At 51.8% G+C, this 20,480-nt stretch carries 11 protein-coding genes; 3 read left to right on the top strand and 8 right to left on the bottom strand.

Annotated elements, in window-relative coordinates:
- Positions 1-53: 53 nt before the first annotated feature.
- Positions 54-1,502: a right-handed parallel beta-helix repeat-containing protein gene (locus AACZ40_RS01430; RefSeq protein WP_291167935.1), complete on the top strand. Its 1,449-nt coding sequence runs from the start codon at positions 54-56 to the stop codon at positions 1,500-1,502.
- 796 nt (positions 1,503-2,298) lie between these two features.
- The gene (locus AACZ40_RS01425) at positions 2,299-3,951 is read left to right on the top strand and encodes a TlpA disulfide reductase family protein (protein ID WP_291167936.1); all 1,653 of its coding nucleotides are present in this window, start codon (positions 2,299-2,301) and stop codon (positions 3,949-3,951) included.
- A gap of 607 nt (positions 3,952-4,558) precedes the next feature.
- Here the strand turns inward: AACZ40_RS01425 and AACZ40_RS01420 are convergent.
- The 4 genes from AACZ40_RS01420 to AACZ40_RS01405 form a co-directional block, all read right to left on the bottom strand.
- Positions 4,559-5,770: an AI-2E family transporter gene (locus tag AACZ40_RS01420; RefSeq protein ID WP_291167938.1), complete on the bottom strand. Its 1,212-nt coding sequence runs from the start codon at positions 5,768-5,770 to the stop codon at positions 4,559-4,561.
- Positions 5,771-5,904: 134 nt separating this feature from the next.
- Complete coding sequence (locus AACZ40_RS01415; protein ID WP_291167942.1) at positions 5,905-7,128, bottom strand: DUF1570 domain-containing protein; 1,224 nt, start codon at positions 7,126-7,128, stop codon at positions 5,905-5,907.
- Between the two features lie 69 nt (positions 7,129-7,197).
- Positions 7,198-9,381, bottom strand: coding sequence for a hypothetical protein (locus tag AACZ40_RS01410; protein WP_339672883.1), 2,184 nt, complete (start codon positions 9,379-9,381; stop codon positions 7,198-7,200).
- 115 nt (positions 9,382-9,496) lie between these two features.
- Positions 9,497-10,843, bottom strand: a complete 1,347-nt coding sequence (locus tag AACZ40_RS01405; RefSeq protein WP_291167946.1) for a DUF1501 domain-containing protein — start codon at positions 10,841-10,843, stop codon at positions 9,497-9,499.
- A gap of 564 nt (positions 10,844-11,407) precedes the next feature.
- Between AACZ40_RS01405 and AACZ40_RS01400 the strand changes: the two genes are divergently transcribed.
- Positions 11,408-13,888, top strand: coding sequence for a DUF1549 and DUF1553 domain-containing protein (locus AACZ40_RS01400; RefSeq protein WP_291167948.1), 2,481 nt, complete (start codon positions 11,408-11,410; stop codon positions 13,886-13,888).
- Positions 13,889-13,976: 88 nt separating this feature from the next.
- Here AACZ40_RS01400 and AACZ40_RS01395 read toward each other — a convergent pair whose 3' ends face one another.
- From AACZ40_RS01395 to AACZ40_RS01380, 4 genes are all read right to left on the bottom strand, one after another.
- The gene (locus AACZ40_RS01395) at positions 13,977-15,485 is read right to left on the bottom strand and encodes a sulfatase-like hydrolase/transferase (protein WP_291167950.1); all 1,509 of its coding nucleotides are present in this window, start codon (positions 15,483-15,485) and stop codon (positions 13,977-13,979) included.
- A gap of 236 nt (positions 15,486-15,721) precedes the next feature.
- Positions 15,722-16,243, bottom strand: a complete 522-nt coding sequence (locus tag AACZ40_RS01390) for a type II secretion system protein (protein WP_291167952.1) — start codon at positions 16,241-16,243, stop codon at positions 15,722-15,724.
- Between the two features lie 520 nt (positions 16,244-16,763).
- The gene (gene metG / locus AACZ40_RS01385) at positions 16,764-18,809 is read right to left on the bottom strand and encodes a methionine--tRNA ligase (protein WP_291167954.1); all 2,046 of its coding nucleotides are present in this window, start codon (positions 18,807-18,809) and stop codon (positions 16,764-16,766) included.
- A gap of 314 nt (positions 18,810-19,123) precedes the next feature.
- A complete protein-coding gene (locus AACZ40_RS01380; RefSeq protein ID WP_291167955.1) occupies positions 19,124-20,131 on the bottom strand; it encodes a CNNM domain-containing protein in 1,008 nt (335 codons plus the stop codon).
- Positions 20,132-20,480 lie beyond the last annotated feature (349 nt).

The following is a 20,480-nucleotide window of genomic DNA, read 5'->3' as shown; positions in this document are numbered from 1 at the left end:
TCCGCATTGTCGGCGATCTCCTGCCAGAAAAACCTGCATTGAAAGTTGATGCCATGAAACTGAAAACACTCATCCCGCTTAGTGTGATCACACTCGTATTAACGGGGCTGTTCTTGAATCATCACGAAGCATCTCAGCCATTGGTGAAGCTCCCACAAAAACCGAAAATGGTAAGATATGCACGAGATGTCAAGCTGTCAGATTATGGCGTCGTCGGAGATGGCAAAACTGATGTCACGGCTGCCATTCAGAAACTGGTTGATGCGCCGGTTGGGGTGCTTCGGTTTCCGACGGGCCAGTATCGCCTCACGAAGCCGGTCGTGATTGATTTGAACAAAGTCGGACCGACTTCGATTTCCGGCGATGGCACAGCGACGATCCTGATGGAAGGAGCCGGCCCCGCTTTTCATTTCATCGGCACTCATAACGGAACGGCAAGCCCCAAAACCGTGCAGCCCGTCGTCTGGGAGCGGGAGCGGTCGCCGATGGTCGATGGCATCGAAATCGTCGGCAAGCATCCGGAAGCCATCGGGATCGCGGCATCGAAGACCATGCAGCTTACTATCACGCGCCTGGTCGTCCGCAAGGCTTTACATGGAATTCATCTTTATGAACGCAACCGGAATGTCTCCATAGATGACTGTCATCTGTATGAAAATGAAGGCGTCGGCATTTATCTCGAGAATCTGAACCTGCATCAGATCAACATTTCTGACTCGCATATCAGCTACAACAGGCAGGGGGGGATTGTGGTTCGCGGGAGTGAAATCCGCAACATTCAGATCGGCAACTGCGACATCGAAGGCAACATGGGAGCAGACACTCAGCCCACGGCCAATATTCTGTTCGACATTTCCAAAGGCTCACTGCGGGAAGGTGCCATCTTCGGCTGCACCATACAACACACGCACGACGCACCCGATTCTGCCAACGTACGCTTCATCGGCAACGGTCCCGAAGACCCCCGCAAGGTGGGGAACTTCGCGATCGCCGACAATTCGATGAGTGATGTCGCCGTCAATATTCACCTCAAGCATGCCCGCGGCATCACGATTACCGGCAATACTCTCTGGCAGGCATACGAACACAACCTGCTGGTGGAAGACTGCTCGCACATTGTGCTCGGATCCAATCTGCTGGATCGCAATCCCGATTACCGGGCTCAGACCAAAGATGCGAACGTCTTCAATGACTGCAGTGACTGCACGCTCAACGCGCTGAATATCCTGGCGACCCGGGGCGTTGCTGCCGGGCTGATCCTCAAGAACTGCGCCCGGATGAACATCACCAACTGTTCGATTCGCCAATGTGAAAACGGAGGTATCCTGATGCAGAACGTCAAGCAGTCCCGTATTTCCGACTGCCTGATTACCGAAGGCGAGAAAAACTTCGCCATCCGGATCATCGGCGGCCAGCAGATTCAGGTGACCGACAACCTGGTGTCAGGTACAGTGGAATTCGACCAGGGAACCGAAGCGTCCAATAACATGACCGTGTATTAAGCAGTCGGGTTGACATAGATCAATTTCAGATCAGATCTAAGTGACGTGAATACATTTAACGGTCGATATTTTGCACGTCCAAGAATCCAAATCAGGCTTCCAGAGTTTTTACTGGGAGAGCAACTCGCTGACATCCTATCACGGTCTCACGGTCTTTAACATCGATGCGAATTAGAGACTCTGCTTTACCACTAAAGTATGTCCAACTTCTGAGGGTTAAAGTTGACACCAGTTATATTCGTTTTTTAAGCGATCGGACTTCCATAACAATCAGTATAACCAGGACGGAAGTTGATATTGATGAGTCAGGCGAACGAACACCGTTATTCCGAATCAGGTTCAGCAGTTTGTTCTGATTTGTCGCGGTCATCCAAGTTCGCCAGATTGGATTTGAATTTCAACCGATTATCTAACATTGATTACAAGCTGATGGTTTTGAATATCATTAATAACTGTAACGGCGTAAGTGGATAAAAATTAATTCATTTTAGACACAGGAAACCGCAGCAGTTACAATCGAAGGCATTCTATACCTGTAGCAGTTCCAGACTGATTCATATTGGGAATCTTAGCTGGAATAAGATCATTCCTGTGTCTGAATGCTTGAACACTGAAACCGGAGCAGCATGAATTCCACAAAGAAATTCGCAAGATTCATCTGGCTCTGTATCGGCGGCCTGAGCTTCAGGTACTCTCCTTGTTGGAAGGAAATCAGGAAGCCCCCCGACCCTAAAGAATCAGTCATGTTACGTGTTATGTAAACTCCGGAGTATCAGCGAGAGGTGCCAACGGCAGTTTGCCGGACAATATCACGACAGAAAGTGGGCTGAATATGTTCAGAAGAATCCGCTGCAGTGCCAATACTACCGCTTTCGTATTCCTCTCCTTCGTGGTGGCGGCATCGGTCGCTCAAGGTCGCCCTGATGATCCATCTCCCACCACCGAGAGAATATTCAACAAATCAGGTCCGATTGAATCCTCGGTGACGCCAAAGACGCCAACGGATGTTTTGATCGATCAGATCCAGAACGAACTCAGAACGTCCCATCGCTCACTCCCAACCGAAGATTTCATCCGAACACATACCAAAATCGCAACGCTGATCGGTGATCTCCGTAAAATGTCCCCGGATGACCCTCACGTCGCAAAGTTTTTGCCAGAACGTTGGCGATCGTTGAAATACCTCGCAGGATTGCCTTCGACTAATGGTCGAAGCACCTTCGATTCGATGCGAGAAGTGAACGCCGAAATCGATGAGGTTCTCAAGAAAACGACGGATTCCAGACTGAAAAGCGATGCGCTATTTTATCAAACCATGATCAAGTTTAACGGACCGATTAATGGACCTGCGGCTGTCGCACTCGCTGAAAAGTTCGTCAGCGAGTGGCCCAAAGACAACCGATCTGCCGAGGTCCTCCACAGCGCAGTCACGAAACTTCATTTTGAGTGGTATCTGCGGCTAGCGGTCATTGCGCTGTTTTTAGTGATCAGTGCGGTGGTTGCAATGACTGCACGCAGGCCATCATCCAACACATGGAAGTGGCTAAGACTCGGCATTCTTTTCGGATTACTGGGGATTGTGTTGGTTGTTCTACTACACACCTCGTACCCGCACTTCCCAGGCCTGAGAAAGTTCGAAGCCGCTGTCTTAGAGGCAGTTCTGCCAGTAGTGACTCTGGCATTGAATCGAAACCTCGAGTCAAGCATCCTAAGTTTTATTGGTACTTATCGTTTTTGGCTCGTCATTGTGGCAGCCAGCACAACGGCTCTATTGCTTGTGCCCGTCTGGCAACGTTCGGAAGCAGCGCCCTTCCAACGTTTCTCCAAATTTCGCCAATTGATTCTTGGCTTTTCTTTAGCTGGAGCCTTCTGCTTTACTGTGGATACTTACCTCATCAGTCGTCAAAGCACTGAGTTAACGCGGCGCATCGCTCAAGAATACCCTGATTCTTTTCGTAGTCGAATAGCGCAAGGGAAAAACAGAAAGCGTGATCTAATCGGCGAGCCGTTTGAGCTTGAGTTCACTGACGTGATCTCTGGTCGAGCAGTCTCGATGAAGAATTTGCGAGGGAAGGTTGTCGTGGTGGAGTTCTGGGCAACCTGGTGTGGTCCGTGCGTTCATGAAATCCCCGAATTGAAGCGGCTGTATGCCAAGTACCATGATCAGGGGGTCGAATTCATAGGAGTCAGTCACGATCTACCTGAAAACGACGGAGGATTGGAAAGTTTGAAGTCGTTCGTAGACAAGGAGCAAATTCCCTGGCCGCAGTATTATCTAGGACGCGACAAACGCGCATTGCGGACAGGATCAGCGCTGAACGATTTTTCAGAATCATGGGGAGTCGATGGAATCCCAGCCATCTTCTTGATCGACCCAAGCGGCAATCTCTATTCGACCGAGGCACGGGGCCAGCTTGATACCCTGATTCCACGGCTTTTAAAAAAATAGTGTGGATATTCGGAAGTTAGGCATATACCGCAAGAATCAAGGCATCGCATTCATCAATACAAATTCGATTTTGTGCCGCACATGTGTCGCCTTAAGGCCGCATATCAATCTTCCAGGCCCTGGCGAAAAAGTTCAATAGTCACTTTGTCATCCTGACACTATCAAGTAGAACAGACCGCGGAGTAAGATCATGACCTCCACGATTAAACTGAATAGTGTTTCAGAGAAGGATAAGCATGAGTATGACGAATTGTCTTGGTTGCTTCTCCAGACCGCTTGGGAGTTTGAGATTCGACGCTTAATGGTTAGTCTGAAATCACTCAGCCAAATTCAAGTCAACGAAAATAATGAATTCTGAAATCGTTTCCACTATTAGATGGCACACGGACGTCTGTTTTGATTGAGCACATGCAAGATGATCGAAGGTTTCCGTGTGCCACGGACCGGCTTGTCCGGCCGTGCCGAGTATAGTGGCAGTCTGCTTCTGGGTTGAATACGGCAACGGCGACCTCCTGCTCGCTGCGCTCGGCCCGGATTTTATCCAGGCACACCCAGTTTGCTTTCGTGTTTTTCGTGGTGGAAAAAAAGAGAGCAGGGGGCCTCGTCTTCAGGCCACCGTCGTTGATCCGCCGGGCAGGATGCCGGCCAGCAGGTTGCCTGCGGTCCGTCCGGATTCGAATCGCATCAGGACGATCCGGATGGCAGCGGTGATGGGAACTGCCAGGATCGCGCCGATGGGACCCCAGAGCAGTGTCCAGAACGAAAGCGCCAGGAGCACGGTCACCGGGTGCAGTTGCAGGCCTTCTCCCATGAGTTTCGGTTCGATGCCGTTCCCGATGGCCATCTGGATGGCGCCGGGAATCAGTATGACGCCGGCAATCGTCCAGGGGCTGTCAGAGAACTGGGCAAACGCGACCGGAATCGGCAGCAGCGTTGCGATCACCGAGCCGACAGACGGAATGAAGTTCAGCAGAACCGTCAGAATGGCAAATACCAGCGCGAGTTCCAGCCCAAACAGTTTGAGAGTCACACCCACCAGGGTGCCTGTAATCAGTGACAGGACGAGTTTGGTCGAAATATAGCTGCGAATTTTCTGCTCGATTTCAAAGTAGATTTCATTTTTGACGACCGCATTCGGGTCTCGACCTGCCAGCAGGAAAATCACGAAAATCGCGACGAAAAAGGAAGTGGTTGTGAAGTTCAGCGCCGACTGCATCGTGCTGACCGCGATCGACTTCAATGAGTTTCGCATGTAGTCCATCGTCGCTGTTTTGAGCGTATCCAGGTCAATGCCCATTTTCTGAAACCAGCCGGTCTCCGGTTTTTCGGCAACCACTGCATCTGAATCATCGATGTGCGCGGGAGGAGTGATCTCCGGAATCGCCTCTGTCGAATCGGTGTCATCTGACTGCAGTGCTATATTTTCCTCTGTTGGTTTGGGCCTGGGAAGATTGTCGGCTTCCTTGGCAGCCTCAAACGCATAGTTGATAAAGATGCCGAACTTTTCACTGTACTGGTTTTCTGCTTTGTAGATCACCTGCTGCGTCGAGTAGATCAATGTCATGCAGATTAAAAAAACAAAAGTGAGTACCAGCAGCAGCGTCAGAGAAATCGCGATGATTTGTGGTAACTTCCATTTTAATACCAGCAGGTCGACGATCGGCGTCACAATCGTCGCGATGAAAATGGCGATGACAAACGGGACCAGAACCGCCTGGGTCACATAAAAGACACCTGCCAGCGCGATGATGGATAGCAGCAGCAGGCAGCCTGTGATGACCTTGGCTTGCTCATCCGATGGTTGCAGGGAAGTTGACATGAAAGATGCCCTTTACGGATTGTTATTTTTCTATGCGAGACGTTCGGTTGGCGCGTCTGAAAACGTCGCCGACTTCAAACGGCGTATGCGCACGATACTGGGAAACAGGGAAACTGCAAAGAGAAAAATCGTATTTAGCGGCTGATTTGTCGCATGTATCTGAGAAATTGCTGATCAAGCTGAGCCAGATCTGCGCCGAAGACAGACTGAAAGTCTTTGAGCCGTTCTTCAGGAGTGGACCAGATTAATGGCTTCCGGGCGGCGATCAGATGCACGTACTCTTCGTACTGTCGGCGTTTGGTTTTGATCAGAAAATAAGAGAAGGCCCACGCTTCCGCATAAGTGTCCAGCACGGCCTCTGCTTCCTGAAAACGCTGGTCTGAAGAGATCAGGGTCTGCAGCGAGTCGGCGGGTCTGCGCGAGCGGGCATAATCCTGAAACTGCCGCAGTCGCCAGGGATTGGGTTTGCCCACGGTCCGCCAGCCTGTTTTGCTTTTCAGATCGGGGGTTTCAAAATAAGTCGCCATACCTTCGGTCAGCCAGAGCGGATTGTCGGCGAAGCGGGTATGCAAGCCCACATTAAAGGCGATCTGATGCGTGCATTCATGGATAATGGTGGCGACATTGAACGGCGACTTTCGCAGTTTGAACAGGATGTCGGCGTCGGTGTAAGCAGGACGCTCATTGGGACCTGCAGTCAAATCATAGAGCACCATGCGGTTGGATTGAATCGAATAGAAGCCATGCGTGGCGGCGGCTCCTTCACCCAGAAGCTGGCTCGCATACTGTTCGAAGTTGGCACGGTCCTTGAAGATGACCGCGATCAGAGGCACTTCCGGATCGTGCAGCGGAGATGCTTTGTCGTCCCAGTAATTATGCAGAACCATATAGAGGCGTTCGAACAGATAGCTGCACCACTGAGAATAACGATTGCCCGCCTGGCTGCAGATGGTGAAATGCTTCGTCTGAGTGACGGTGAAATCTTCGCCGAATTCCGCTTTGAGCTGCTTTTCCAGTTCACCGGCATCCAGGGGAGTGAACTCGCGATTCAAAAGCCGTTTACTTTTCAGTTGCTCAGGAGTTGCCGTCAACAGGCGTCCGTCGCGGGTCAGCATCACCACCCCTCCATCCTGGGCCTGCAGGATCTGGGCCGCCTCGATAATCTGCTCCTGTTTTTGATCATCCGTAAATGTGAATTCAAACAGGGGTGGGGCGATTTTTTCCGGTTTGGCAGAGCCCTGGGCAGAAACCGGTCCTGCACTGGAAACGGCACACAGACAGAGACCGCAAAAGAGAGAGCGCAGGAGGGATCGCACACTCAGCAGTGAAGTTGAAAATGTCAGATCTCTCCAGGTCATATCAGACTTTCTGCGCGGGAAGCGAAATGATCCTTCCAGAATAGGGGAGAGAGGGGTTGAAGTCGATCCCTATTTTTTGGCCAGCTTGTCTTTGGCATCTTCATCGGTGATCGTCAGATAAATCACATTCGATGCGTAATTGGTGGTGATCGAAAAGGTGATGCCGACCCGCGCCATCGCGGCGAAGGGGAAACGCTTGACGGGTGTTGCCTTTTTGGAGGCTTCAATAATCAATGTGCCTTCCAGGGTATCGCCGGCCAGACGGGTTTTACTTTTATTGGAAAGCGTGACGCCGGGCGGCAACTGCTCACCGTATTTCGATTTGAAATACATGAAGGCGGTCGCCAGTGTGACGGGCTCTTTATAAGCTTCGCTGCGTTTGATCTTGACTTTGATCTCGGCTGATTCGCCGGGCTTCAGGACAATTTCACCAGGCGTGGCTGTGACTTCCAGCAGATCCAGCGGTTTGGTGACACCCACAATCGACGTGTTGATCGGCCAGCGTGCCTGTCCGCCACCACGCGACTGAATTTCACAGGTGATGCGACCTTCGCGAACCAGTTCCTGCTCTTTCCCGTCCGGGCCCTTGATTTTGGCTTTGCCGGAAATCGTGACCAGGGACGCGTTGATCGGGGCATCTTTCGCTGCTTTGAGAATCAGGCCACAATCATTGACTCCGGGGGGGAGCGTCACCGGTTCGAAGGTGACTCCCTTGGGCAGGCCTTCGATATTCAATTCAATCGGGCCGTCAAATCCATTCAGGCGTTTGACGCTGGCAAACCACATCATGTTGGTACCCGGTGCAATCTGTGCATAATAGTATTCGCCACTCATCTGAAAATCGGGGCCACTCAGTTCCGCCGTCAGGTGATAGGCAAATCGATCGCCGCCCCGGTCGTGCAGATCGCGAAGTGTTACATAATATTCACCGTCGGCAGGAGCCATGAAGTGGAAGTCAACGTCTTTCATCTGCAGGCCATCGTCGGCCTCAACATTCGCGCCGCCGTTTACATAGACCCGTTGTGCTTTGCCTTTGGAGTCGAGGACTTCCATCACGCAGTCCAGTGGCAGGTCGATGCGGTTCGACATCAGCTGGAAAGAATAGTATTGGCCTTTTTTGGCCTGGAACGAAAAGAACTGAGTCTGCTCTGCTTCCGTGATCTGGCCACTGACGCCGAGGGGAAATGTCAGAGGGAAGGCAGTTTTCATTGAGGTATTCGTGTCAGCGGCTACCGCCTGGGGATGCTCACTGATCAGCGTCCAGACAGCGTTTGTTTCACCGGCCGGTGTCTGAAAGGACCGTTTGGCCCAGCCTGTTGCTTTGGCTTCTTTCGATGAGAATGCCGCTTTGGTGTTGCCCTGTAACGCATAACCTTCAAGGGTGACTTCGGTCTGTTTTCCCTGCTGAACCGCCAGGGGCATGGTGTGAGTCACATAGGGACCATCGCTGACTTCAACACAGTAGGCATATTTTCCGGTTCCCACATAACGGGTGTCCCGGATTTCGAAGACATACTCACCGTCGGCGGGCAATTTGAATGAAATCAGCGAATCCGATTTAATGAAGTTATCGTTCTGGGCAATAATCTGTTTCTGCGGACCGTACAGGGTCAGGATCGAATCCATCAGGTACACGCTGGAAGTCTGCATGGTGTGAATCGCTTCGGTCACGCGCTGGGCATAAACTTCCAGGGTAATCTGCTGTCCCTTTTTCCCTTTGAATTTAAAGCAGTCCATGTCTTCGGACTTCTCGATGATACCACAGACGGTTGAGGGGAATGTGATTTCCTGGGCGGTATCAAACGTGTTGTTGTCTTTCTTTTCCTCTTCCTCAATGACCGGATAAGGGGTGACCAGCAGATGCGAGACACTGGAAACCGCCTGGTCGGTAGCCACCCGGCATTCATAAATACGTGTGGCCTGCTCTTTCGGGACTTCGATTTCAAATTCAAACGGAGTTCCCACCGAGCCACGACCACGGCGCGGCGCCGCTTTGGGCTTGGTCTCGGCAAAGGTCATCTTGATCCCCGGCTGGTCAAAGAAGACCGAGTGGGTATTATCCAGCGTGTAACTGGAGTGCAGTTGAATCTTCCGCTTATCGCCCTGCTGGACGGCGGCGGGTTTGAACGTCACCAGCTGCCGGAATCCGATCTTTGATGGCGGGGGTGTTTTTTTCTCATCGGAGGCTTTGAGCCGCGCGGGGGTGATCACGAAACAGGTGACAGTCAGTAGTGTAAAAAGTATGCAGCGCATCGAATGTCCTGGTTTAGATCAATGTGAGTGCCTGATAAACAGGGACGCCCCTTGGAACTCATACGCTCCCAGGGGCTGTCACTGTTGGTTTTCGGATGAGTGAAGCCGCCGGGATTTAACCCATCAGCTCCGGAATCGGTTGACCTTCGCAGACGATCAGGGGGCGACCATCTTCAGGTGATACAAAATAATGATCCAGGTTCACACCCAGTTTTGTGTAAATCGTAGCGGCGACGTCGGCAGGATAATACTCTTTCCCGACCGGACGCGAACCGGTGTCGTCGGTCGCACCGACAACCTGACCGGCGGGGGTGCCTGCACCGATCATCATCATGGTCGACGCGGTGGACCAGTGGTCACGACCGGCGGCCGAGTTGATGACCGGGGTCCGGCCAAAGTCGGTCAGCCAGACGACCAGCGTATTGTTCAACAGGCCCCGCTGTTTGAGGTCCAGAACCAGCGAGGTCAGCGCCCGGTCAAACGGAGGCAGTGAACCACGCAGCGATTTGAAGTTGTTGGTATGAGTATCCCAGCCACCACTGCTGACGGTGACGAAGCGGGAACCCGATTCAATCAGACGACGGGCCAGCAGACAGCTTTGACCCAGGTAGTGACGACCGTAATCATCACGTGTTTTGTCTGATTCCTGACTGAGATCAAAGGCTTTCTGAGTATCAGCCGACGTAATCATGCTGAAGGCATTCTGGTAATGTGAGTCAGAAGCTTCGAAGGCATTCTGGTTGCGATCAGCCTGTCGCTGCAGAGTGTCAATCGCCTGCAGCGCCTGCTGACGGCGTTTCATGCGATCAATGGTAATCCCCGATGGCGGAGAGATATCACGTACTGTGAAGTTCTTCGCGTTGGGATCGCCGGGAATTTCAAACGGGTTGTATTGCATTCCCAAGTAACCGCCCAGGCCGCCGTTAAAGCGACGGTCGACATGGTTCCCAATCTGAATGTGAGGCGGAATATTGGTTTTGAATCCCTTGGTCTTCGCGACCACGGCACCGTAGCAGGGATACGTAACCGAAGGATTGAATTTATGTCCGGAGAGCATAAATGCGTCTGCCGTTGAGTGCGCACCGTTCTGCGGATTCAGGTTCCGCATGATGGAGAACTCGTTGGCGTGTTTCGCGAACAGCGGCAGCTGATCGGTAAACTGGTAGCCGGGCAGGGCGGTGCTGATGGCGGAAAAATCGCCGCGTACATCAGCCGATGCGTTTGGCTTGGGATCGAAAGTATCGTGATGGCTGGTACCGCCTCGCGTCCAGATCAGAATGCAGTTGGTGTCATTTGAGGGATCTGAGAGCGCTGCAGACTCGCTTTCTGAAGCATGAGCCTGTCCACGCAGCAGGGAATCCAGGGTGATTCCAAACGCGCTGAGCGCACCAACTTCTAAAAGAAATTGACGTCGACTTCCAGTTTCGCAGTTCGAAACCTTTTGCGGGAATAGCTTCAGCATGAGAAACTCCTTTAGTGTGGCAGGATCCTGGCATTGCAGGAATTTATGAGGGAGGGATGTTTTGTCAGGTTTGTTGATATCGCTAAGTCATATAATTATTAACTAACTATCATAATTGTAACCGTTTATGTAAGGTAGGCAAACATTAAATCGGCTTTCCGACCCGAAATTAATAAGATGGAATTCGCTATCTGAAATAATCACTCCTTGATCGCATGAAATTATAGCGATAAAATAAAGAGAGCAGGGGACTTCCCCGTACAGTGGTGTAAATTCGGTTTAGGTGAATCGCCGTTTGCTCTGCGTGAAAAAAATGATGAAAACGCAGAGTTTTTTTTGCTTTCGCATCATTTTTTAGTATATTTAAGTATAAATGGCGTTTTATGTTATGCCATTAGCTTCCCACCTGATACCACACACAACCTGCCATCCTTTACCTGTTACAGGTTTTTCTGCGACGACGTGTTTTATTCTGCGAGACCGGTTCTCTCTTTCAAGGGATCCCCTCTGATGAAATACGACCCGCTTAAGAAAGTTGATCTTATGTTCGACTGGAAATCATACGTGAAACAAAATCAGACGTTACCACGATTCCTGATCATTGCATTGTTCGTTTCCACTGCCTTGATGCAAAACGCATCTTCAGCCGCTGAATCGAAACTGCAGGTCTCGCCGCAACAGATCGTCCTCGACGGGCTGCTGGATTATTTCCAGATCCAGGTTCCGGTAGAAGAGAAGGGCAAGATTGTCGGCGATTTGACGCATCAATCCACCTTCACCAGTCTCACTCCCGATCTGCTGGAAGTGAACGCCGAGGGTCTTGTGCGCCCGCTGGCATTTGGTAAGGGAAAAATTGAGGTTGCTCACGCCGGACAGAAGTCGCAGATTTCCGTCGAGATCAAACCCCGTGCGAATGGCAAAAATGCCAGCTTCGTGAAAGACGTGGTTCCCGTATTGAATAAAGGGGGCTGCAGCCTGGGGGGCTGTCATGCCAGTCAGTTTGGTAAAGGGGGGTTCAAGCTCTCGCTGTTTGGTTATGCTCCCGAACAGGATTATCCGGAAATGGCCCGTGACGACCGACAGCGACGGGTCTCCATTTTGCAGCCGGAAAACAGTCTGATTCTGCAGAAGGCTTCCATGGCAATTGCGCATGGCGGCGGTCGACGTTTCGCGAAAGACTCTTATGAATATCGCATTCTGGAAACATGGATTTCGGAAGCGGTCACTGAAATTGATGATAAAGAGCCTACGGTCGTCGGCATGCAGTTGACGCCGATGTCACGCCGTTACCAGCAGGGAGACATCCAGCAGTTGCGCGTTGTCGCTGAATACAGTGATGGTACGAAACAGGATGTGACCGCCCGGGCACAGTATGACAGCCTGATTGAAAATATCGCGACGGTAACGCCCCGGGGTAAAGTCGAAATTGTGGGAGCCGGCCAGACCGCCGTGATGGTGCGGTACATGGGACAGGCAAAGATTTCGACTGTGATTTCCCCTTATAAAAATGAAGTGGATCTGGCGGAATTCAAGCCGAACAACTTTATCGATGAACACGTCAAACAACGTTTCAGCGAACTCGGTCTCGAACCGTCGCCGCTATGCAGCGATGAAGTTTTCATCCGCCGCGCCTTCATTGATACGATCGGCACGCTGCCCCAACCGGAAAAAGTCAAAGCGTTCCTGGCTTCAAAAGCTCCCGATAAACGCAGTCAGCTGATTGATGAATTACTCGGTCTGACCGGTGATCCCGAACGGGATGTCTACGTGGAACCCTGGAGTGCCTACTGGGGCATGAAATGGGGCGACCTGCTGCGGAATAACCGGAATAAAGTCGGTGATGGCGGCATGTGGGCGTTTTCCAACTGGATTCGCCAGTCGCTGCGGGAAAACAAACCGGTCAACGAATTTGTGAATGAAATCATCACGGCACAGGGATCGATCTACGAAAACGGCCCGGCCAACTATTTCAAAATTGCGACCAACCCCGAAGACCTGGCGGAAGCCACGTCACAGATTTTCCTGGGCGTTCGTCTGCAGTGTGCCAAGTGCCATCACCATCCCTTTGAAGTTTACAGCCAGAAAGATTATTACAGCCTGGCCGCTTTCTTCACGCGGGTGGGAAATAAAGGCAGCGTCGATTTCGGTGCGCTGGGCGCGGATACGATTGTCAAAGTCAAAAGCAGCGGTTCGATTCGGCATCCGCGTACGAAAAAAACAATGGAGCCGACGCCGTTGCTGGGTGAGCCCATTGATACGACTTCCTACCGTGATTTCCGTCGTCCCCTGGCACGCTGGATTACATCACCTGAGAACCACCTGTTCTCCCGGAACATGGTGAACCGTTTCTGGTCTTATTACATGGGAACCGGATTTATTGAACCCATTGATGACATGCGGGAAACCAACCCGGCTTCGAACCCGGAACTGCTGAACGCATTGGCCGACCACTTTATTGAATCGGGTTACGACCTGAAAGAACTGATGCGGGTGATTATGAATTCCCGCGCCTACCAGCTTTCCTCGGCACCCTTACCGGAGAATGTGGCGAAAACCCGATTCTATACGCATTACAATGTCAAACGCCTGCCAGCGGAAGTCATGCTGGATGCGTTGGATGACTTGACCGGTTCGCAGGAACGCTTCCGTGGTGTTCCCCAGGGCACCCGGGCGATTGAATTGCCCGACCCGAATTACAGCTCCTACTTCCTCGATACACTGGGACGTCCCAAGCGTGTGATTACCTGTGAATGCGAACGCGCCAGTGAACCCAACCTGGCGCAGGTGCTGCAGGTTGCCAACGGTCAGTTGATCAATACCAAACTGGCAACGAAGAACGGACGGATCGAAGAGTTGTTAAAAGCCAAAGCGGCCGATCATGAAGTCTTTACGGAAATGTATCTGGCCTCCTTCAGCCGCTACCCAACGAAAGCAGAGCTGGCTAACTGCGATCAGATCGTGAAGGCCGCGAAAAATAAACGCGAAGGTTACCAGGACGTGATGTGGGCCATCAGCAACAGCCGCGAATTCCTGTTCAACCATTAAATCCGGTTACGCTAATGGACAGAGCCCGTTTTCAGCACAAGAAAACGGGCTCTGTTTTTATCCGGGAACAGAAAAGCTTCAGCTGCGATCAGGGCTGACTATTCTTCTTTTTCTCTGCTGCTTCCTGTTTGCGATAATACTCGGAGAGGATTTTCCCTTCGTAGCGGGCAAATTCCCAGGCGGGCCAGCGGGGGGCTTCTGCCTGGACTTCCTCAAAAATTGCCTGCATCTGCCGTTTCATCTTTTCCAGAATTTTCTGTTCGCTTTCCGATCGGTCGGTCGTTTCAGCGATATCACTCTGGATGTGGTACAGTTCAAATCCTTCCAGTTTCGCATTTTTGACGGCGTCTATTTCTTCGATTGTAATTCCGCCGGATGGCTTGGGGCTGGGGACATTCAATTTCGCCAGCAGCTTCCATTCTCCATCGCGGATCGCGACCTTGGCATCATTTTTGGCGCGATTGAACTGCCAGTACAGTGGCTTCTTCCGCTGGATCGGCTTGCCTTCCAGCAACGGCAAAATATTCGTGCCATCCAGCACCCGATCTGCGGGTGCGGGGATGCCAGCCACGGCACACAGGGTGGGGAGGATATCGACTCCGCAGACGGGGACATCGCTGGTGGTTCCCGGTCTGACATGATCGGGCCACTGGATGATGCCGGGCACGCGAATGCCCCCTTCATAAGTGGCCCCTTTTTTATCCCGCAAGGGACCGGAAGAACCGTGCGGATGGCGCCTGGTGATGGCCGGGCCGTTGTCGCTGGTAAAAATGATCAATGTATTCTCCCGCAGTTTCTGCTCGTCCAGTGTTTTCAGGATGCGCCCAAAGGCATCGTCCATCTGGGTGACATTGCCGTGATGGGCGGGCAGGGTGGAGCCCTCGGGGGCGGTATACAGTTTACGAAAACGTTCTGCGCTGGCGATCGGTTCGTGTGGCTCATGAAAACAGACAAACATGAAGAACGGTTTTTCTTTGTCGCGGAGTTCCGTCAGCCACTCGTCTGCTTCATCGGCCACGAGCTGTGACGCGAAACCCTGCAGCGGGCCAACCGGTTTGGCATTCCGCACGAAGTTGAATGGGTTCTCATGGGTGGGCAGGGCGTTGTTCTGGGTCGAGAACCAGTGATCGAATCCATGATCGGAAGGCTGGGGCTGTCCCACCATATTGAACATGCCATTGAGGTGCCATTTCCCAACGTGGCAGGTCGCGTAACCGGCCTGTCGCAGTAAAGTGGCGATGGTAATTTCCCGTTTGCGGACATGCATGGGAGAGAGCATGGGAATCCAATTGTAAACGCCGACGCGGAACGGCGTGCGACCCGTCATCAGGCCGGTGCGCGAGGGAGAACAGTTGGGGTGCGCGGCATAGCAGCTGGTCAGTTTCAGTCCTTCCTGCGCGAAGCGGTCGATGTTCGGGCTTTGGATCACGGTATGACCGTAACAGGCCAGATCACCATATCCCAGGTCATCGCAGAGGACGACCATGATGTTCGGTCGCTTGGGAGACGTAGGCTCTGCAGGCGGTGCTGCTGTTGTGGACCTGTTCGGGAAGAGAAGGCTGGCCAGTAATGCCAGCGCGAGGGAGAAGCTTCGCATGGTGGTTTGCCTTTCTGAATCTGCTGTCTGCCGCACCTGTTTTTTGTGGCGAGGGGACAGCGGTTGAGATTTGCCCGTAAGGAATACTTGAAAGCAAACTCATCTGAAAAGCAACACTAAGCTGTTATTTCAATAAAAACAGCCCCTTGCACAAAACTCATGCAAGGGGCTGATTCAGGTTACACTTTTTAATTCAAACGCTCAGCCGGGTTTTGAGGCCAAACCAAGGCGGGAGATTATAATGTGTCCAGGTCTCTGCCGTCAGCGGCAGTTCCGGCGTTGTTACCTTTGATTTCTCCTGTGGCAGGATTATAAATCCAGCCCACAGTTTCCGTTCCGTCTTTGGCTGCTTCATCAGGTTCCGTACCGGCAACGTCGGTGACGATCATGATTCCACGTCCCCCGGTGAACGGGTTGGGAGGCACACTGCCAATCAGGTAAGGACCCAGTGGTTTGGTTCCCACGGCACCGGTGGTACCATCTTTATCACTGGAAAGTAGCAAGGCATCACGGAAATCATCCGGCTCGGTAGAACCGTCTGCGGGATATTTGCCATCATGCTGGAACTTGTAGACTTGAATCTGGCTTCGCAGAGTCTGCAAGTCCTGAACGAGTACCGATTCCTTGGCATCATCGTTGGTGGAAATAAACTGTGGTAATACGGTTGCAGCCAGAATTCCAAGAATTACGACCACAATCATCACTTCGACGAGTGTAAAACCAGCCCGTCGTGTCTGCTTTTGTGTTGTTTTAATCATTGCCCTTCTCCGAGAGTTACGAAAGTGCGATTCACTTCGTGTTGTTTAAAATGTTTCGAGGTGTTCCAGAATGAGTTCGCTTAAGGAACAGGTAACCCCGGTTTGTTACAGGATCAGACTTGTGCTGGATTAAAAAAATTGAGTTACGTATCAGATCCTCTGTCCATTGGCCCGATCAGAGGGGACACCGACTGAGTGGCCACCCAAAACTTATGTTTTTTATCAAGCGAGTCAATTAAAATTCAGAAGAATAAACGGTTGGCAGCGTGTATTGTGATGGTTGTGCGGGTGGTGCAGGTTTACGGTTAAAACCTTAATCAAAATGCACTAAAAACACTGGTCAAGAGTGGATCATTTCAATCAATTACGTCGAAGCGGAGCGATGCCGGTCAATTCAATATTGCGGGATCTCCGGATTGTACGGGTGCCCGAGTTCACTTAAACCTGTGTTGATTCAATGAAACAGGCCACCAGAGTCAGCCCTGGTGGCCTGTTTTCAATTTAAGAAACGTCACACATTTTAATGGACGCGTTGACCGGGTACCGCTCCTTCATCGGGTGAGAGCAGAAAGACGTCTTTCCCGCCCGGTCCGGAAGCCAGTACCATGCCTTCGCTCGTACCAAATCGCATTTTGCGGGGTTTGAGATTCGCACAGCAGATGACCAGGCGACCGACCAGCTCTTCCGGATCATACGCGCTCTTGATTCCGGCAAACACGTTGCGGCGTTCATCGCCTCCCAGGCTTAATGTCAGCTGCAGCAGCTTATCTGCTTCGGGAACCGAGTTCGCTTCCACAATGCGGGCGACGCGCAGATCGACTTTGACAAAATCATCAATCGTGCATTCTTCCGACATCGGCTCCTGCTCTAGGGCTGCTCCGCTGTCGTTCCATTGTGATGCAGCCGCTTCGCTCTCGGCGGCTTCTACTTCTTCTCTTGCTTCTTCAGTCATGGCTTGTACCTGTTTTTCTTCTATTCGTTTAAACATATGCTGGAATTTATTGACGGCTGTTCCCGCCAGGGGCGTCTGTGCCTGATCCCAGTTGGTAATCGGATCGTTCAACAGTTCTCCGGTCAGATCAGAAAGTTTCGGCAGCACCGGGCTCAGGTAGATCACAATCTGCCGAAACAGATTGAGCGAGATCGAACAGATATTCTGCAGTTCTGCCTGTCGGCTCTCATCTTTGCGGAGTTCCCAAGGTTTCTGGTCTTCGACATACTTGTTCGCGCGATCTGCCAGCGCGAGAATTTCTCGCATGGCGCCGTTGTAATCACAGGCTTCATAGGCGGCGGCAATCGCATCACTGCGACTGGCCGCATGCGCGAACAGGCCGCCGTCTTCCGGATACGCGGCGGACAGTCCCGTATTCGCCACGAACTTCGCCGAACGACTCGCCAGATTGACCACCTTGCCGACCAGGTCGGAATTCACTTTCTGAATGAACTCATCCAGGTTCAGGTCCAGGTCATCCAGTCTCGGTCCCAGTTTGGAAGCGTAATAGTAACGCAGGCAGGCGGGATCGAGGTGATTCAGATAGGTGGATGCTTTGACGAAGGTCCCTTTCGATTTGGACATTTTTTCGCCGTCCACCGTCAGGAAGCCATGAATGTGCACCTTCTCGGGCAGGTTGAAGCCCGCTGTCTTAAGCATGGCGGGCCAGAACAGCGTATGAAAATAGGTGATGTCTTTGCCGATGAAGTGATGCACTTCGGTTTCGGGGTTCTTCCACCACTGGTCGAAGTCTTCGCCGTTCTTTTCACACCATTCGAGGGTGGAGGCGATGTAACCGATGGGCGCGTCGAACCAGACATACCAGTAGTTGCCCGGGCTGTCCGGAATTTCAAACCCGAAGTAAGGCGCGGGGCGGGAAATATCCCAGTCACGCAGCGGGTCACCCAGGAAGTGCCCTTTCAGATAGTTGGCTACTTCGGACTGCAGATGTGCGCCCGACTGCGTCCATTCATCCAGGAAGCCATGCAGATCTTCAATGCGGACAAACAGATGGCTGGCGGTACGCAGTTCAGGCGTGGTATTCGACAGCGTGCTGATCGGATCAGCCAGGTCAGCAGGCGTGTAAGTGCTGCCGCATTTATCGCAGTTATCACCATACTGATCTGGGGCTTTACATTTGGGACAGGTCCCTTTGACAAAGCGATCGGCCAGAAACGTATTTTCCTGCACGTCGAACAGTTGAGTCACTTCTTTCTCAACGACCAGGTCGGCTTTACGTAATGCTTCCCAGATTTCATAACACAGCTTGCGATTCTGTTCGCTGTTGGTGCTGCCGTAATGATCGAATTCAATATTGAAACCGGCGAAGTCGGCGATATGTTTCTGCTGGACGTCGGCGATCAATGTTTCTTCCGAGCGACCTTCCTGGCGGGCGCGGATCATAATCGCTGTTCCATGCGTATCGTCTGCACAGAAGAAGCGGCAGGCATGGCCGCGCAGTTTCTGGAACCGCACCCAGATGTCAGTCTGGATGTATTCCACGAGATGGCCGATGTGAATATCACCGTTGGCATAAGGTAGAGCCGCGGTGACAAGGATGCGACGTTGGGTCATAATAATTCCGGAAAAGGTAAAGTCGGGTCAGATCGAAATAAAAACATACTTATATTCAGACACGGATCTCGCTGCGGGGTTCTCTGGAATCGCTTGCCTGTGAATGCCCGCGAATACGAAATGGTGACCGGTTGGGTTCTCGTATTGCAATGGGCGTTGATTGTACGCCCCCCAGCCTGATCCCGCAATCCAGCCAGAAACAGTGAAAATCAGCCGCTCTGGAGCGTATCTGCTATTAATGTCGCGTCTTCAGGGGCATGAGAACCGGCTATTACAGTACGAGGGACGCCATGCTGAATGTGATGCGGATTTAGTTAGATCGTGGCGCGGGTCATCATCAGCGGGCTGTCTGAAGCACACAGGGCTTTCACCAGATCCAGCTGACTCACAATGCCCACCTGTTTATCATTTTCAAAAATGGCCCCGTACGCCGAGGAGGAGTTTCTCAAGATATAGAGGGATTCCAGCATACTGAAATCAGCCTGCAGTCGAGGCATGTTATACACGGCTGGAATAATCGGAGCAGGCGATGTAATCAGATCGACCAGTTTCAGATAGGAAGTCCATTCAGTGGAATTACCCCGGGCACGAATGGGAATCGATGAGAGCTGGTTGCGTTGCGCCAGTTGAATAATTTCCGCTGCATCCGTAGTCCGTGTGACGCCGGTAATCTGATTCTGGGGGATCATCAGTTTCTTCACAGACTGGGCGGCGGTATTGAACATGCCGCGTACCAGCTGCTTCTGTGAATTACTCAACAGGCCTTCCAGGTGCCCTTCTTCCAGCACCTTCACCAGGCGTTGTCGTCCCAGTACCAGTTGAGCCGGTTTGTTGCGATCCGGCGAAAAACGTTCCAGGTGGCGAGTAATCGAAACCAGGGGAGTGCTGATCAGCCAGAATGCGTAATAAAAGAAATCGAACCAGCGATGGTAGCGTTTCAGAAGCATCGAAGGCGAGCGGTAGTACAGATTTTTCGGGACCAGTTCGCCAAAGATGAAGATGATCGGCGTGAACAGGATCGTCGCCACGATTTCCGCCGAGCCTCCAGACTGATGGAAGACCTCGGCAATTCCGATCGAAATGGCAATCGTTGTCAGATCATTGGCGAGGTTATTGCCGATGAGAGTTGTCGCGACAAAATAGCTTGGATTCTGCGCAAACCAGCAGAGGCGCTTGGCGATCGGATCTCCATCGTTGGCGTCGATATTCAAACGCAGAAAGCTGACGCGATAGAAGCCGGTTTCTGATCCACTGAACAGGGCCGACAGACGCAAGCCAATGGCGAACAATACCACTGCACCAAGAAGAGGAAGCCAGTTCAACTTTGAATTTAACCTTCAGCAGAATTTGAAACAGAAACGCGCATTTGTCAGATGCACCACCTGACCGACATGGATTCTCTTGAAACCCGTGCCAACTTGCAAGAGGTGCTTGCTGAACCCTGCTGAAAATCAGTTACTATTTTCCGCTCACCGAATCCGGGGACTACCATTTTTGCGAATGATGACCTATGTTTTAGTAACAAGACAGTTGCCCAGCCTTCTCATTTTGACATGATATCAGTGAGAACGCCTGCCGCTCCGCTTCCGATTCGATTTTGAAATAAGGCTGCAGTGGGACGAATGACATAAGTCGCTACTAAATAAAGGTTTAACCTGGTTCTGTTTATAT

Source organism: uncultured Gimesia sp., assembly GCF_963972345.1.
GTDB lineage: Bacteria > Planctomycetota > Planctomycetia > Planctomycetales > Planctomycetaceae > Gimesia.
The sequence above is the reverse complement of the archived record's forward strand: the minus strand, read 5'-3'. Positions and strand labels throughout refer to the sequence as shown.

Excerpts from the sequence above, each read along its gene's own strand:
- AACZ40_RS01430 (WP_291167935.1), top strand. The coding sequence starts at position 54 with ATGAAACTGAAAACACTCATCCCGCTTAGTGTGATCACACTCGTATTA.
- AACZ40_RS01420 (WP_291167938.1), bottom strand. The coding sequence starts at position 5,770 with ATGTCAACTTCCCTGCAACCATCGGATGAGCAAGCCAAGGTCATCACA.
- AACZ40_RS01415 (WP_291167942.1), bottom strand. The coding sequence starts at position 7,128 with ATGACCTGGAGAGATCTGACATTTTCAACTTCACTGCTGAGTGTGCGA.
- AACZ40_RS01410 (WP_339672883.1), bottom strand. The coding sequence starts at position 9,381 with ATGCGCTGCATACTTTTTACACTACTGACTGTCACCTGTTTCGTGATC.
- AACZ40_RS01405 (WP_291167946.1), bottom strand. The coding sequence starts at position 10,843 with ATGCTGAAGCTATTCCCGCAAAAGGTTTCGAACTGCGAAACTGGAAGT.
- AACZ40_RS01395 (WP_291167950.1), bottom strand. The coding sequence starts at position 15,485 with ATGCGAAGCTTCTCCCTCGCGCTGGCATTACTGGCCAGCCTTCTCTTC.
- AACZ40_RS01390 (WP_291167952.1), bottom strand. The coding sequence starts at position 16,243 with ATGATTAAAACAACACAAAAGCAGACACGACGGGCTGGTTTTACACTC.
- metG (WP_291167954.1), bottom strand. The coding sequence starts at position 18,809 with ATGACCCAACGTCGCATCCTTGTCACCGCGGCTCTACCTTATGCCAAC.